We start from the raw sequence: 14134 nt of genomic DNA on the forward strand, positions 1-14134 counted from the left end.
GGAGTCCTACACATGAAAAAAGAAGAAAAATTGAATCAGTTTTGGAAATATGTCCTCTTGATAGTAGGTGGTATTCTTATACTTGTTCCTTTGTTGGTAACGGTTTTCAGTTCCTTCAAGACAACCAAGGATATCATGAATCATTTCTTTAGTTTGCCCAATCCTTTTACCTTAAGTAATTATGAACGATTAATTTCGGATGGGATTGGAGGCTATTTCTGGAATTCAGCTGTTATTACGGTGTTATCATTGATTGTAGTAGCTTTCTTTATACCAGCTGCAGCTTATTCCATTGCTCGAAACATGTCCAAGAAAAAAGCCTTTGCAATTATGTATTCGCTCTTGATTTTAGGAATATTTGTTCCATTTCAGGTGATTATGATTCCCATCACAGTTATGATGAGTAAACTCGGTCTGGCAAATATGTGGGGATTGGTATTACTCTATCTAACTTATGCTATTCCACAGACTCTCTTCTTGTATGTTGGTTATATTAAAATCAGTATACCAGATAGTTTAGATGAAGCTGCGGAAATTGATGGGGCTGATCGATTTACAACTTACCGTCGAATCATTTTTCCAATGCTGAAACCCATGCATGCTACAACTTTGATCATCAATGCTCTATGGTTCTGGAATGATTTTATGTTGCCACTGTTGATTTTGAATAAGGATTCCAAGATGTGGACTTTGCCTCTTTTCCAGTACAACTACCAAGGTCAGTACTTTAATGACTATGGACCAAGCTTTGCATCCTATATTGTGGGAATTGTAACAATCACTGTCGTCTACCTCATCTTCCAAAAACATATCATTTCAGGAATGAGCAACGGGGCAGTGAAGTAAGAGGAGCTCAGGGAATCTATAATTTCTGATAGAGAGGACCAGTTCAGCTTGTTGACAATTCTATGTAGAAGACAAGAAAGTAGTACTTAGTTTATCACAGTCTATATTAGTACAAGTTCGAAGTGAACAAAAATCTTTAAATATCTTTCATTTACGAAGCCAGGTCATATAAGACTTGGCTTTCATCAGAAAAAGGAGAACATCTATGACCATTCAAAATAAAACTATGTTGATTACTTACTCAGATAGTCTGGGAAATAATCTTAAAGACTTATATAAGAATTTGGAAGAACATTTTGGCGATGCTATTGGAGGAGTTCACCTTCTACCATTTTTCCCATCAACAGGTGACCGTGGATTTGCGCCAGTTGACTATGATGAAGTGGATTCAGCTTTTGGTGATTGGGAGGACGTTAAGCGTTTAGGTGAGAAATATTATCTTATGTTTGACTTTATGATTAATCATATTTCTCGTCAATCCAAGTATTATAAGGACTATCAAGAAAAACATGAAGCCAGTGAATTTAAAGATCTCTTTTTAAACTGGGATAAGTTTTGGCCAGAGAACCGTCCGACACAGTCTGACGTAGATTTAATCTACAAGCGTAAGGATCGTGCACCAAAGCAAGAGATTGTTTTTGCAGATGGTTCAGTAGAACATTTGTGGAATACTTTTGGTGAGGAACAAATTGATCTTGATGTGACCAAAGAAGTAACGATGGCATTCATCCGTAAGACCATTCAGCACCTGGCAAGTAATGGTTGTGATTTGATTCGTCTAGATGCCTTTGCTTATGCAGTGAAGAAATTGGATACCAATGATTTCTTTGTGGAACCAGATATTTGGGATTTATTGGACAAAGTTCGAGATATCGCTGCTGAGTATGGGACAGAGCTCTTACCTGAGATTCATGAACACTATTCGATTCAGTTTAAAATAGCGGACCATGATTACTATGTTTACGATTTTGCCCTTCCAATGGTGACCCTTTATACTCTTTACAGTTCCAGAACAGAGCGCTTGGCTAAGTGGTTAAAGATGAGCCCGATGAAGCAATTTACGACACTAGATACTCATGATGGAATTGGAGTGGTGGATGTCAAAGATATCCTGACCGATGAGGAAGTTGACTATGCTTCAAATGAGCTCTATAAGGTTGGAGCAAATGTCAAACGGAAGTACTCCAGTGCAGAGTATAACAATCTAGATATCTACCAAATCAATTCAACCTACTATTCTGCGCTTGGAGATGATGATGTCAAGTATTTCCTCGCTCGTTTGATTCAAGCTTTTGCTCCAGGCATTCCTCAGCTTTACTATGTGGGGCTATTAGCAGGCAAGAATGACTTGAAATTGTTAGAAGAAACCAAAGAAGGTCGAAATATTAATCGCCATTACTATAGCAACGAGGAAATAGCAGAAGAAGTTCAACGTCCTGTGGTGAAGTCTCTTCTCAATCTATTTTCTTTCCGTAATCAATCAGAGGCCTTTGACCTAGAAGGAACTATTGACGTTGAAACACCAACAGCTCACAGCATTGTAATCAAACGTCAAAATAAAGACAAGTCCGTAACAGCAGTAGCAGAAATTGATTTGCAAAGTCAGACCTATCAAGTATTGGAAAACGGCAGAAAAATTCAGTTCTAGTGCTATATTAATGAAAGAGTTTTTTTGTGGCGAAAACGTGTTCATTGTTCCCAAATGACGGAAAAAATGGTAGAATATAAAGATAGTTTAGCATTTATCTTCTGGAGAAATCCAGAACAGAAAGGATCCGTTTTGAAATCAATTGGATTACTGGATAAGATAAGAGGGCTTTCGAAAAAAGATTTCTTTTTGTATTTGATGATCATAAGTATCTTTTTACCTTTTTATTTGTTCTTAGCGCTCTTTGCTTTATATTTGATAGGTTTACTTGTTACTGGGGAGATGAAGGGAATTATCAAAGGATTAATCAAACATCCTGTACTTCTCTTTTTTATTGCTTACAGTAGTATCATCTCTATCGTTGCCAAGAACTGGCTTGGATTGGTTGCATCTTTACTGATGTTTCTCTTCCTCATTTTCTTTAGTTTTTACCAGAAACGTCTGACACATGCTTTCTTTCGACTGATACTGCAGACAATCTTGTTTGGTAGTGTGCTCTCTGCGGCTTTTGCCACTTTGGAGCATTTCCAAATTGTAAAGAAATTTAACTATGCCTTTCTTTCGCCCAATATGCAAGTATGGCACCAGAACCGTGCAGAGGTCACCTTCTTTAATCCTAACTACTATGGGATCATTTGTTGCTTCTGTATCATGATTGCCTTTTATCTCTTTACAACGACGAAGCTAAGATGGTTGAAAGTCTTTTGTGTGCTAGCAGGTTTTGTAAATCTTTTTGGTTTAAATTTCACGCAAAATAGAACAGCCTTTCCTGCTATTATCGCTGGAGCCATCATTTATCTCTTTACGACCATTAAAAACTGGAAGGCCTTTTGGCTTAGTATTGGGGTCTTTGCGATTGGCTTGAGTTTCCTTTTTTCTAGTGATTTGGGAGTTCGGATGGGAACTTTAGATTCTTCTATGGAAGAACGCATTTCTATCTGGGATGCTGGGATGGCCTTGTTTAAGCAAAATCCTTTTTGGGGGGAGGGGCCATTGACCTATATGCACTCTTATCCTCGGATAAATGCTCCTTATCATGAACATGCTCACAGCCTTTATATTGATACGATTCTGAGTTACGGAATTGTGGGAACCATTTTATTAGCTTTGTCTTCTGTTGCTCCTGTTCGTTTGATGATGGATATGAGTCAGGAGTCGGGGAAACGTCCAATTATCGGTCTTTATCTATCTTTCCTTACAGTGGTTGCTGTGCATGGAATCTTTGACTTGGCCCTTTTCTGGATTCAGTCAGGTTTCATTTTCTTGTTAGTTATGTGCAGTATTCCATTGGAGCGTCGAACTTTGGTATCAGACATGACGGATTAAGTTTATAAATAGTGAAGATCTTCTACTTTGGGTAGGAGGTCTTTTTTGTTGGTGGAAATTATTTCTAAGTCGAAATAATTGACAGATGGAACGGCAGGTGTTACAATAAAAACAATTCGATATAGAAATAAAATGGAGAGGTCATGAAAGATAGTCATTTAGTTGCCCATCATATTCGTTTGCTGAATGGGCGGATTTTTCAAAAGTTACTGAGTCAGGATCCGGAGGCTCTTTATCGAAGTGAACAGGGAAAGATTCTCGCTGTCTTATGGAATAGTGAAACTGGCTGTGCAACTGCGACAGATATTGCGCTGGCGACTGGTCTCACCAACAATACGCTCACAACCATGATAAAGAAACTTGAGGAGCAAAACCTGGTTACCATCAGTCCATGTGGAATAGACAAGAGAAAGAAGTATGTCGTTTTGACTGAACTTGGTTCGTCCCAGAAAGATGTTGGCTATCGTGTTAGTCAAAAGTTGGATGCAATTTTTTATAAAGGATTCACTGAGGAAGAAATTCGTCAGTTTGAAGCCTTTCAAGAAAGAATTTTGGCTAATCTGAAAGAGGAGGAAAATGGGGTTTAGAATGGGGTAAATTAGTTATTAAAAGTTTGGTAACTTGACCAATCAAGGGAAGTTTTAAATTGAGGACAAAGAATGATTGAATACAAAAATGTAGCGCTACGCTATACAGAAAAGGATGTTTTGAGAGATGTCAATTTACGGATTGAGAATGGGGAGTTCATGGTTTTAGTTGGGCCTTCTGGGTCCGGTAAGACGACCATGATTAAGATGATTAACCGTCTTTTGGAACCCACTGATGGAAATATTTATATGGATGGCAAGCGCATCAAAGACTATAATGAGCGTGAACTTCGTCTTTCTACTGGTTATGTTTTACAGGCCATTGCTCTGTTTCCCAATCTAACGGTTGCAGAAAATATTGCTCTCATTCCTGAGATGAAGGGCTGGACTAAGGAAAAAATTGCGAAGAAAACAGAAGAGCTTTTAGCTAAAGTTGGCTTGCCAGTAGCTGAGTATGGGCATCGACTTCCGAGTGCATTATCTGGTGGAGAACAGCAACGGGTCGGGATTGTCCGTGCCATGATTGGTCAGCCTAAGATCCTCCTCATGGATGAGCCCTTTTCAGCTCTAGATGCAATTTCGAGAAAACAGTTGCAGGTTCTGACGAAAGAATTGCATAAAGAGTTTGGGATGACAACGATTTTTGTGACCCATGATACGGATGAGGCCTTGAAGTTGGCGGACCGTATTGCTGTCTTGCAGGATGGAGAGATTTGTCAGGTGGCGAATCCCGAGACGATTTTAAAAGCTCCTGCCACAGAATTTGTAGCAGACTTGTTTGGAGGTAGTGTTCATGACTAATTTAATTGCAACTTTTCAGGATCGTTTTAGTGATTGGTTGACAGCTCTATCTCAACATTTGCAGTTGTCACTTTTGACCCTGTTACTGGCTATTTTTATTGCAGTCCCCTTAGCGGTATTTCTTCGTTATCATGAAAAGATGGCGGACTGGGTCTTGCAGATTGCAGGGATTTTCCAGACTATCCCTTCTTTGGCCTTGTTGGGACTCTTTATTCCCTTGATGGGAATTGGAACCTTGCCTGCTTTGACAGCACTAGTGATTTATGCGATTTTTCCGATTTTGCAAAATACCATCACGGGGCTAAAGGGAATTGATCCAAGTCTGCAAGAGGCTGGGATTGCCTTTGGGATGACTAGATGGGAGCGTCTCAAGAAGTTTGAAATTCCACTTGCCATGCCTGTCATTATGTCTGGGATTCGGACGGCAGCTGTCTTGATTATCGGTACGGCGACCTTGGCAGCCTTGATTGGGGCAGGCGGACTGGGTTCCTTTATCCTTTTGGGAATTGACCGTAATAATACTAGTCTGATTTTGATTGGAGCCCTTTCTTCTGCAGTGCTGGCCATTGCCTTTAACTTCCTGCTAAAAGTGATGGAAAAAGCAAAATTGCGGACGATTTTCTCTGGTTTTGCCTTGGTGACCTTATTGCTCGGTCTGTCTTATAGTCCAGCCCTCTTAGCTCAAAAAGAGAAAGAAAACTTGGTGATTGCTGGGAAATTGGGACCAGAACCAGAAATTTTGGCTAATATGTATAAACTCCTAATTGAGGAAAATACCAGTATGACTGCGACTGTTAAACCGAATTTTGGGAAAACAAGCTTCCTCTATGAAGCTCTGAAAAAAGGCGATATTGATATCTATCCTGAATTTACCGGTACGGTGACTGAAAGTTTGCTTCAGCCATCACCCAAGGTAGGTCATGAGCCGGATCAGGTTTATCAGGTGGCGCGTGATGGCATTGCCAAACAGGATCATCTAGCCTATCTCAAACCTATGTCTTATCAAAATACCTACGCTGTAGCTGTTCCGAAAAAAATTGCTCAAGAATATGGCTTGAAGACTATTTCGGACTTGAAAAAAGTGGAAGGACAGTTGAAGGCAGGCTTTACACTCGAATTTAATGACCGTGAAGATGGAAATAAGGGCTTGCAATCAATGTATGGTCTCAATCTCAACGTAGCGACCATGGAGCCAGCTCTTCGCTATCAGGCAATTCAGTCGGGCGATATTCAAATCACAGATGCCTATTCGACGGATGCAGAATTGGCGCGTTATGATTTACAGGTCTTGGAAGATGACAAGCAACTCTTCCCACCTTATCAAGGGGCTCCTCTTATGAAAGAAGCTCTTCTCAAGAAACATCCTGAGTTGGAGACAGTTCTCAATAAATTGGCTGGTAAAATTACTGAAAGCCAGATGAGCCAGCTCAACTACCAAGTCGGTGTTGAAGGCAAGTCAGCAGAACAAGTAGCCAAGGAGTTTCTACAAGAACAAGGATTGTTGAAGAAATAGATTGAAAATGTCAAACTCAACTTCTTTAAATGACCATATAGAAGAATGCTCAGATATTTTTGTCTGGGCTTTTTTGATGTTAGAGTTACTGAAGGTCACTTAAAATGGAAAGGAAGAGGAAATTTTTAGGATTTTCTAAAATTTTACTGTAAATACACTTGACTATTCAGAAATTAGGTGTATAATGTGTTGTGAACTACTTAACAAATAAAGATTTCCAGCTCATGTCGACTAAGGATGGAAATCTTGTGTATAGACAGTTCAGTAGATATATAATAGAGCGTTGCGTCCGAAAGTCTATCCAGACACGGCTCTTTAAAAACAAAAGGAGAAGATTATGAAAACAGAACCGATTCATCGTACCAGTATGTGGAAATTTAAGTTAAGTGCTGCCACCATGACTTTGATTCCCGCTGCCGTGGGGATTAACTATGTTGCCAAAGCCTTGGCGGAGGGGTTAAAGTTGCCCGTTTGGCTGGGGTCTTTGGGAACCTTTCTTACCAGCATGTTGGCTGGGCCGGTTGCCGGTGCCATTAGTGGTTTCATCAACAACGTGATCTATGGGCTGACCTTATCGCCAATTTCAACCGTGTATGCGATTACCAGCATCGGAATTGGGATTGCTGTCGGAGTTTTGCACGCCAATGGGTGGTTCTCGTCAGCGCGACGAGTATTTGTTTCTGCTATTATTATTGCCATCGTTTCAGCTGTCATTTCAACGCCGCTCAACGTCATCTTTTGGGGTGGTCAGACCGGTATCGCTTGGGGTGACTCATTGTTTGCGGTAATGGTCGCCAATCATGCACCAGTGTGGCTGGCCTCATTTACCGATGAGTTTGTCTTGGATATTTTGGATAAAGTCTGCGTGGCCTACCTGGCATTCTTCATCTATCGTCAGCTGCCGAAGCGGATGGTGCACTTCTTTAGCGATGATAAATGATGACTGATAAAACATTGATTTCTGGAGCGCCACGGGTCAAGCTCAAGTGGTACCAGGTGATCGATCCGATTACTAAGCTCTTGTTCATCTTGGACATGACGTTGTTGAGCTTTGCCAGTATGAATTTATTGCTTCAGGCCGGATTAATTCTTGTCGCAACACTGCTATTGTTATTTTCCAAATTGAGTTCTACCACCTTTAAGGCGCTGGGATTCAGCCTGTTTCTGATTTGCACCATGCTGATCATCCAAGGGTTATTTTACAGTCGGAATCAAACTGTGCTGTTTTCTGTGCTTGGGGTGTCGTTCTACAAAGAAGGCCTGATTTACGCCACCACTCTGAGTTGTCGAGTATTGGTGATTATTTTGACCAGTGGCTTTTTTATGGTGACCACGAGTATTTCAGAAAACGCGGCCTATTTGGAACTGTCCGGATTGTCTTATAAAACCGTCTACGTTCTGATGTCGGTGTGTTATATTTTGCCGGAAATGATGCGCAATATGCGGAAAATCCAGCAGGCACAAAAAGTTCGCGGAACCAATCCGCAAAAAACGTTGATTCAGAAATTAAAGTCAGTCCTGCCGGTTCTAATTCCATTGGTGATTAAGACCTTGGATCAATCGATGACGCGGTCGATTTCTCTCCAACTGAGAGGTTTTGATAATCTCAACCGGACTGTCAGAACCTCCCAGCGCGTGTATCGCCTGTCGCGGACGCTGCACATTGGTCTGACTGGATTGGCAATTTTATTGATTGGGTGGAAGATATGGACGAAGATAAACGGATTGTAATTGAAAATTTGACCACCCGTTATCCGGGTACTGAGCAACCACAACTGCGTCAGATTAACGCGGAGGTTCATACCGGCCAGGTGGTTGGGATTATCGGGAATAGCCACTCCGGCAAATCGACTTTGTGCCGTGTGCTGGCAGGGGTCATTCCCAAAATTGTGTCTGCTGAGATTGAGGGCGATTGGCACATGTTTGGCCAGCGAGTGTCCGACAATTGGCCCGTTTATAATGCCATGAATGGAGTTGTACTGCAAAATCCAGCTGGCCAACTAAGCGGGTTGGCAGACACGGTTGCCGATGAAATCGCCTTTGACTTGATTAATCAGGGAATGGCTGAAGGACTGATTCAAAAACGGGTTGAAGAAGTTGCCACGCAAATGGGGCTGATTGAACAGCTGAATTTGCGTCCCGAGAGCCTTTCCGGTGGTCAGATCCAGCGGTTGGCAATTGCCACGGCGATTGTGGCTAATCCGGCTGTTTTGATTATGGATGATCCGACCAGTGAGATGGATCCCCTTGGCCGCCGGCAATTTTTCCAATGGCTGGCCCAAGTCAAAGAGACGACTGTCTTCATTGTCACCAGTGAAATTGACGATTTGTGCGAAGTCGCCGACGTTGTGTGGGTGCTGCACGAGGGTCAAATGGTAGCCCAGGGCAGGCCGGGTGAGGTGTTTAATCATTTGGCAGCTGACTGGCAGATTCCAGCCCCGACAATCCAGCAACTTGCTCAAAAAATGGATTGGCACTTGGCTGATGGCCGGTATCCGGTGAATTACGCTGATCTGAAGGAGGTTCGTTATGTCCACAATTGAACTGAGCCACCTGACGTTCACTTATCCGGAACGGTCCTTTAGCTTGGATGTTGAAGACAAACACTTCGCCGATCCGATGGTGGCGATTGTCGGCCAAAATGGTGCCGGCAAATCAACGCTCTTCAAATTGTTGACGGGCTTGCTGACACCACAAACCGGTGTGATTAAGATCGATGGAGAAAATTTTAATGATCTTAAACCAGTCGAAAAGTTACTGAAGGTTGGGATTACTTTTCAGAATCCTGACGATCAGCTTTTCAACCCGACCGTTCAACGAGAGGTGGAGTGGAATGTCGCGCAGGTCATGGATGACCACGACACGATTACGAGGCGGGCTTTAGCGGCTCTAAAAAGAGTTGGCTTGGATGATAAAACAGCTGAAAGTCCATATGACCTGTCATTGTCGGAACGCAAGCTGTTGAGCGTTGCCACAGTTTTGGCAGTGGATCCGGCGATTTATTTATTTGATGAGCCGATGATGTCGCTTGATTGGGAAAGCCGGCGCAAGTTGACCGCAATTTTCCATCAGTTGGCTGATTCGGGCCACCAAGTTGTGACCATCACCCATGACATGGATTGGGTCGCCGCCGAGTTTGAGTCGGTGTATGTTATGGAACACGGGAAGTTTGGCTTCGCCGGCAGTCCACGGGAATTGTTCAGCAATCACGAACTTGTCCAGCGAGTGGGATTACTACCACCGCGGATTATGGACATAGCGGAGTCGCTGGGTGATTCACAGACATATTTATCGGTTAATGATTATTGCCAGAAAAATCGAGATGTATAGAAAAAGTCACCTCTGCGGGTTTTCCAGGTTGAAGGATTAACTTCAGCTTCTGGCAAGAACTCACATGGGTGACTTTTGTGTTTAATAACGTTTCATGATCATCGGGTGCTTCCTCAGATCACTCGGTTTGATTTTACTTTGTTTCATGGTCATAATCATATACCATTTCTTTTGGATTTTTTGTTTGACTAATACAAAATAGGTCTTCATAGGTCTTCGCATTTTTAGCGCCCATTAGAATCATCAGTATAATTTTCTGAATTAGGAGACTGTCCCATCACTATTCGAACTTCGTCTCCCAACTTACGCTGTTCCCATTCATCCGTGAATCCTTTAAATCGCAATTCTGGAACTTTCTTTTTAACTGAATCATCTATTTTCGCCATAGTCCCCACCATTTTATTGGTTTTTCTTGTTCTTCTATCCTTTTTTGATCTTTGATTTGTTCCTGCAAATTTTCCAACTTCTCTTTAAGAGCGTTCACTTCATCTTTATATTGATTGTCTAAGTGTTTGAATTCTGTTTCCTGTGAGGGCATTTTGAGGGCTTTTAAGTTATCATTTTCCGCCTTGTATTCTTCTAGCAACTTTTTATCTTGCAAGGCTAATCGTTGTTACTGGTCTAACAAATTAGTTAGTTTTTCTATTTGTTGGTCTTTGCTACTTATTTGTTGGTCTTTGGTATTTGATTTGCTACTACTTTCTACTTTACCTAAAATTATTTTTTCTGCTTTAGAATTTATTAGATTAGACCCATTGGAACTTTTAAGCTGTAATTCTTTTGGTAACCTTTGGTAGTGATATTGAATATTTTGTTTTGTAACACTCAACTCATCCGCCAGCTCTTTGATCGTTTTTAAGTCTTCACTCATGGTTTAAGTCCTGCCTTTTAACCGTTGGTAGATATTGTTCAATGGCTTTTTTGAGGTAGCGTGCGATATTATGCTTAGAATATTCTTCACGTCTGCTGGCAACATAAGACAAGTGGTCTTTGACACTATTTAGCCCTCTTAATTCTTTCAGTTCGTCATAGAGGGGGTAAACATGGACTTGCAATCCTGCCATGATTTTTGTATCTTGCATTTCAAACGGACTTAGCAACATATTTTCTAGCAATAGCGTGGTGTACTTGCTTTTCATTGCTTCAATAGCTAGCTTATCTTCGGTTTCTGCTTTGCGTGCTTTATCTTCTTGATAGGCGGTATCTTCTAACTTATAGCTGTTATCGTCTGCTCGACGTTTCTTTCGTAACCAGATATCCAATGTTAAACCGTCCGCATCAATCGCTTGATAGAGATAATGCCAACGCCCCTTAATTTTGATATAGGTTTCATCCATTTTCCACGAATAGAAGGACTGTTTATTTTTCTTTTTCCAGAGATGATAGAGGATTTTACTGTATTCTTGAACCCACCGATAAATCGTAGTGTGACAAACATTTATTCCACGGTCATAAAGCAATTCCTGAACTTCACGATAGCTCAGATTGTAACGTAGGTAATAACCAACAGCGACAATGATGATGTCTTGTTGGAATTGTTTGCCTTTAAAATGATTCATCTCTCAAGCCTTACTAACCTTTTTTCTGCTCTTTGAGAAGCTGAAGGTCGTGCTAGTAACTACCTATTTGGTTTGATTAATTCCATCATTTATCTGGTGTTTGCCCTTCAAAAAGGCTTCTATGGTGAGGTTTTAACAACTCTCTATTTTACAATTATGCAGCCAATTGGTCTCTTGGTTTGGATTTATCAAGCCCAGTTTAAGAAAGAACAACAAGAGTTTGTCGCACGTAAACTAGACGGCAAGGGTTGGACAAAGTATCTTTCTATTAGTGTTCTTTGGTGGTTGGCCTTTGGGTTTATTTATCAGTCTATCGGAGCTAATCGTCCCTATCGTGATTCTATCACTGATGCGACCAATGGTGTAGGGCAAATCCTCATGACAGCTGTTTACCGTGAACAGTGGATATTCTGGGCGGCTACTAATGTCTTTTCAATCTATCTCTGGTGGGGAGAAAGCCTGCAAATCCAAGGGAAATACCTGATTTATCTCATTAACAGTCTAGTTGGTTGGTACCAGTGGAGCAAGGCAGCAAAAAGCGCTTAAAAAATAAAAAAGGATCAGAAGATCCTTTTTTGTGTTAGAGCAAAATGAGTAACACGGTAATAACGATAGCGCTCGTTATACGAATGATGTGGTGCGATATATGTTGACTTTCTTGCTGTTGCCCATTCCAGTAAGCACCGTAGCAGATGATGCTAGAGCCCACTATCCATAAGATGACCGTTGCAAGCGGGACAAAGAAAAAGATAGCAAGAGCTAGTGAGGTGAGACAGCTTCCCACCAAGATACACATATTTCCCCGACAGTAGTTTTTTTCTTTCATGGCTGCGAAAGCAGCTGCGAGATGGAGAAGTGAAAAACCGAGAGCTAGTACAATTGTCAGTATTCCTAGGATAATAGAATTTAACATGGTTGATTCCTTTCTTTGTAAAACAGGATTAAATCTCGAGTGATTTTGTAGAAGTCATCTCAATCACATCTAAGTAAAATCTCACTACTTGGTCTTCGGTATATGATTTTCCTTTTTTTAGCCACCAGGTCAGTGTTTCGATAAAATTGGTTACTACAAAATGTTTGAGGTAGGAAGCCGGTATGTTCGGATAGGCCTCTTGCAAGTCATCCGCCACCATGGGATAAACGTGGTGTTCGAGTTCCTTGTGTAGTTGGCGGAGGAAGTAGTCGTTTTTGGAAAAAAGGAGACTGGTGACATGGTCCTGGTTTTTCTGAAAATGTAAAAAGATATGTGCGAGGTAGTCCTCGGTAGTAAAGTGTCCTTCTCTTTCAAAGAGATGATGAAAGAGGTAGCGACAGAGCTCATCTAAAAGGAGTTCCTTACTCTCGTAGTGACAGTAAAAAGTAGAACGTCCAACATCTGCTAGGTCAATGATATCCTGAACAGTAGTGGTATCATAGCCTTTGTCGTTCAAAAGTTGTAAAAAAGCTTGATAGATGGCTTTTTTAGTCTTGTTGACTCGACGGTCTCTTTTTGGCATATAGACACTTGAGACAAACTGTTCAGAACTGAACAGGACTGACAGTTTGCTTCTATCCTTTCTTTGGATTTTATTAGATAATACAAATGAAAGAAGTATGTATATATCCATTATACCAAAGGAGGGAGAGAAATGAGTTCTAAAACATCTATCTGGCTAGCTTTTTTCTTAAATTTAAGCTATGCGATTGTTGAATTTATCGCTGGAGGAATCTTTGGTTCAAGTGCAGTTCTTGCTGATTCTGTTCATGACCTGGGGGATGCTATAGCCATTGGCATCTCAGCCCTTTTAGAAACGATTTCAAACCGTGAAGAAGATAGGCAGTACACCTTGGGTTACAAACGTTTTAGCCTTTTAGGGGCCATGTTAACGGCTGTGATTCTTATGATAGGGTCTGTCCTAGTGATCTTGGAAAATGTCACAAAGATCGCTCACCCACAACCTGTCAATGAGGAGGGCATCCTCTGGCTGGGAATCATTGCAGTAACCATTAATGTGCTAGCAAGTCTGGTAGTTCGTAAAGGAAAGACAAAGAACGAGTCAATTCTTAGCTTGCATTTTTTGGAAGACACTCTTGGTTGGTTGGCTGTCATTCTAATGGCGATTATCCTCCGATTTACAGATTGGTATATCCTTGATCCACTTTTATCTCTGGTTATTTCTATCTTTATTCTGTCGAAAGCCATTCCTCGCTTTTGGAGCGCACTGAAAATTTTCCTAGATGCTGTGCCAGAAGGAGTCGAGACAAGTGATTTGGAGAAGGATTTAGAGGCTCTACCCAATGTCAAAAGTATCAATCAACTTAGTATTTGGTCCATGGACGGTCTAGAGAACAATGCTATTGTTCACATTTGTATCAAGGACTGGGAACAGATGATGGAGACCAAAGAAGTGTTGCGTCAATTTTTAGAAGAAAGAGGCGTGCAGAATATTACTATTGAAGTAGATAGCAGTCAAAGCAATCATGCGCAACATAGACGGAAGGTGAGAGAATTAGAGCAGAAGCATGGGCATCATCATTAGAAAAA

Annotated in this window: 18 protein-coding genes and 1 pseudogene; 12 read left to right on the forward strand and 7 right to left on the reverse strand. The window is 41.2% G+C overall.

Annotated elements, in window-relative coordinates; genetic code table 11:
• Positions 1-12 precede the first annotated feature (12 nt).
• The 10 genes from M9H69_RS02345 (at position 13) to M9H69_RS02390 (ending at position 10051) form a co-directional block, all read left to right on the forward strand.
• Positions 13-846 carry a carbohydrate ABC transporter permease gene (locus tag M9H69_RS02345; protein ID WP_250315801.1) on the forward strand — a complete coding sequence of 278 codons (834 nt, stop codon included), beginning with the start codon at positions 13-15 and terminating at the stop codon, positions 844-846.
• A gap of 205 nt (positions 847-1051) precedes the next feature.
• Complete coding sequence (gene gtfA / locus M9H69_RS02350; protein WP_250315802.1) at positions 1052-2494, forward strand: sucrose phosphorylase; 1443 nt, start codon at positions 1052-1054, stop codon at positions 2492-2494.
• Positions 2495-2626: 132 nt separating this feature from the next.
• Complete coding sequence (locus M9H69_RS02355; RefSeq protein ID WP_250316158.1) at positions 2627-3820, forward strand: O-antigen ligase family protein; 1194 nt, start codon at positions 2627-2629, stop codon at positions 3818-3820.
• 143 nt (positions 3821-3963) lie between these two features.
• Entirely contained in the window at positions 3964-4407 is a 444-nt protein-coding gene (locus M9H69_RS02360; protein ID WP_250315803.1) for a MarR family winged helix-turn-helix transcriptional regulator, read from the forward strand.
• A gap of 72 nt (positions 4408-4479) precedes the next feature.
• Entirely contained in the window at positions 4480-5208 is a 729-nt protein-coding gene (locus M9H69_RS02365) for an ATP-binding cassette domain-containing protein (RefSeq protein WP_250315804.1), read from the forward strand.
• A complete protein-coding gene (locus M9H69_RS02370) occupies positions 5201-6721 on the forward strand; it encodes an ABC transporter permease/substrate-binding protein (RefSeq protein WP_250315805.1) in 1521 nt (506 codons plus the stop codon). Before M9H69_RS02365 ends, M9H69_RS02370 begins: the two co-directional genes overlap by 8 nt.
• A gap of 337 nt (positions 6722-7058) precedes the next feature.
• The gene (locus M9H69_RS02375; protein ID WP_000846130.1) at positions 7059-7661 is read left to right on the forward strand and encodes a hypothetical protein; all 603 of its coding nucleotides are present in this window, start codon (positions 7059-7061) and stop codon (positions 7659-7661) included.
• Complete coding sequence (locus M9H69_RS02380; protein WP_250315806.1) at positions 7661-8452, forward strand: energy-coupling factor transporter transmembrane component T; 792 nt, start codon at positions 7661-7663, stop codon at positions 8450-8452. Before M9H69_RS02375 ends, M9H69_RS02380 begins: the two co-directional genes overlap by 1 nt.
• The gene (locus M9H69_RS02385) at positions 8428-9264 is read left to right on the forward strand and encodes an ABC transporter ATP-binding protein (RefSeq protein WP_000343048.1); all 837 of its coding nucleotides are present in this window, start codon (positions 8428-8430) and stop codon (positions 9262-9264) included. The genes M9H69_RS02380 and M9H69_RS02385 overlap by 25 nt, the downstream gene beginning before the upstream one ends.
• Positions 9251-10051: an energy-coupling factor ABC transporter ATP-binding protein gene (locus M9H69_RS02390; protein WP_000103848.1), complete on the forward strand. Its 801-nt coding sequence runs from the start codon at positions 9251-9253 to the stop codon at positions 10049-10051. The genes M9H69_RS02385 and M9H69_RS02390 overlap by 14 nt, the downstream gene beginning before the upstream one ends.
• A gap of 81 nt (positions 10052-10132) precedes the next feature.
• Here the strand turns inward: M9H69_RS02390 and M9H69_RS10355 are convergent, their stop codons facing one another.
• Genes M9H69_RS10355 through M9H69_RS10360 form a run of 5 tightly spaced genes read right to left on the reverse strand, consistent with a single transcriptional unit; the run spans position 10133 to position 11610 of the window.
• Positions 10133-10261, reverse strand: coding sequence for a hypothetical protein (locus M9H69_RS10355; protein WP_002878297.1), 129 nt, complete (start codon positions 10259-10261; stop codon positions 10133-10135).
• A 14-nt stretch (positions 10262-10275) separates the two neighbouring features.
• Positions 10276-10437, reverse strand: coding sequence for a hypothetical protein (locus M9H69_RS02395; protein WP_250315807.1), 162 nt, complete (start codon positions 10435-10437; stop codon positions 10276-10278).
• Positions 10425-10652, reverse strand: a complete 228-nt coding sequence (locus M9H69_RS02400; RefSeq protein WP_001152920.1) for a hypothetical protein — start codon at positions 10650-10652, stop codon at positions 10425-10427. Before M9H69_RS02400 ends, M9H69_RS02395 begins: the two co-directional genes overlap by 13 nt.
• 12 nt (positions 10653-10664) lie before the next feature.
• Positions 10665-10922: a plasmid replication protein gene (locus tag M9H69_RS02405; protein ID WP_001287840.1), complete on the reverse strand. Its 258-nt coding sequence runs from the start codon at positions 10920-10922 to the stop codon at positions 10665-10667.
• On the reverse strand, positions 10915-11610 hold the full coding sequence (locus M9H69_RS10360; RefSeq protein WP_001015294.1) for an IS6 family transposase: 696 nt from the start codon (positions 11608-11610) through the stop codon (positions 10915-10917). Before M9H69_RS10360 ends, M9H69_RS02405 begins: the two co-directional genes overlap by 8 nt.
• A 39-nt stretch (positions 11611-11649) precedes the next feature.
• Here M9H69_RS10360 and pnuC point away from each other — a divergent pair.
• Positions 11650-12156: pseudogene (gene pnuC, locus M9H69_RS02420) on the forward strand (nicotinamide riboside transporter PnuC); the annotation flags it as partial.
• 34 nt (positions 12157-12190) lie between these two features.
• Here the strand turns inward: pnuC and M9H69_RS02425 are convergent.
• Together M9H69_RS02425 and M9H69_RS02430 are read right to left on the reverse strand one after the other, a co-directional pair.
• Positions 12191-12523: a hypothetical protein gene (locus M9H69_RS02425; protein WP_000935020.1), complete on the reverse strand. Its 333-nt coding sequence runs from the start codon at positions 12521-12523 to the stop codon at positions 12191-12193.
• Between the two features lie 28 nt (positions 12524-12551).
• Positions 12552-13106 carry a TetR/AcrR family transcriptional regulator gene (locus tag M9H69_RS02430; RefSeq protein ID WP_250315808.1) on the reverse strand — a complete coding sequence of 185 codons (555 nt, stop codon included), beginning with the start codon at positions 13104-13106 and terminating at the stop codon, positions 12552-12554.
• A 132-nt stretch (positions 13107-13238) separates the two neighbouring features.
• Here M9H69_RS02430 and M9H69_RS02435 point away from each other — a divergent pair, with 132 nt between their 5' ends.
• The gene (locus M9H69_RS02435) at positions 13239-14129 is read left to right on the forward strand and encodes a cation diffusion facilitator family transporter (RefSeq protein WP_084873458.1); all 891 of its coding nucleotides are present in this window, start codon (positions 13239-13241) and stop codon (positions 14127-14129) included.
• Positions 14130-14134 lie beyond the last annotated feature (5 nt).

The organism is Streptococcus oralis (assembly GCF_023611505.1).
In the GTDB taxonomy this organism is placed as follows: Bacteria; Bacillota; Bacilli; order Lactobacillales; family Streptococcaceae; genus Streptococcus; species Streptococcus oralis_CT.